The organism is Allobosea sp. P4_C6, assembly GCF_056402015.1.
Genome location: NZ_JBFUIF010000305.1, coordinates 1 through 816 on the forward strand (window position 1 = coordinate 1; position 816 = coordinate 816).

1 protein-coding gene is annotated in these 816 nt (G+C 58.0%); it reads right to left on the reverse strand.

Going from position 1 to position 816, the window contains the following annotated elements; translation table 11 throughout:
• The coding region (locus AC1DVA_RS28830) for a DUF6766 family protein (RefSeq protein ID WP_476808194.1) at window positions 1-288 on the reverse strand (288 nt) is incomplete at its 3' end.
• Between the last annotated feature and the right edge of the window lie 528 nt (window positions 289-816).

The window sequence follows — 816 nt, forward strand, 5'->3', positions numbered from 1 at the left end:
CTCCGGGGCATCCGGATCGCGCGACTCCGCCGAACCACGTTGAAGCAGCATCGCCGTCAAGACGACATAGACCGCCATCTGGAGGAATTCGCTCTCCCAATTTTCAAATAGAGCGGACAGAAAATCGCCTCCGGATAGGTAGGCTGCGAAACGGATCGCGGCTTGGCCATGTTCAACGAGCTCTTGGTTTCGCGCCGAGTGGCCGGTGAGGGCCATGCCGACCAGAGAAAGAAGGAACATTGCAGATAGAGCCAGCGTGAGGCCGTTGTCGCGAATGAAATTCCGCATCTGCGCGCCGCCTCAGTATCGTGGATTGTCTCGGTGCAAGCCCGGTCGGGGAAAACTCGCCCTGTAATTCGATGTTCCGCCTCGAGCGGCGGCCAGGGACGTTCTACAAACTCGGACTGAGGTGGGACTCGCGGCGTCACAACCTGACTTCGGTCGCGATCACGTCCGATACGCTGCCGGTCGAAGTAACTGACTAAAGGATATGTGGCGGGCGCGCTTTACAGCCAGTCGCCAGATATCGAAAACGCCTTTGAAGCTGCGCGGCGCATGCCGTTACGGTTTGGAAGCTATGTAATCCTCAACTCCGAAGCCGCAGAGAAGCATCGTTGCGTCGCCCTCCTCTCTCGGTCGGCTCTAGAGAGCTTGCTAGACAAATCTCGCTTCAACTGTTGAGCGTTTTGGGGCGCCTCGACGCGCCCGACGAATGAAATGAAGGCGGCCGTCGCGGCGCCTCGTTTCAGCAAGATGCTGATCGATCTTCGCTTTTAGATCCGGGTAGCTTTCGATACGGTTGGATTAGCCGTGAGC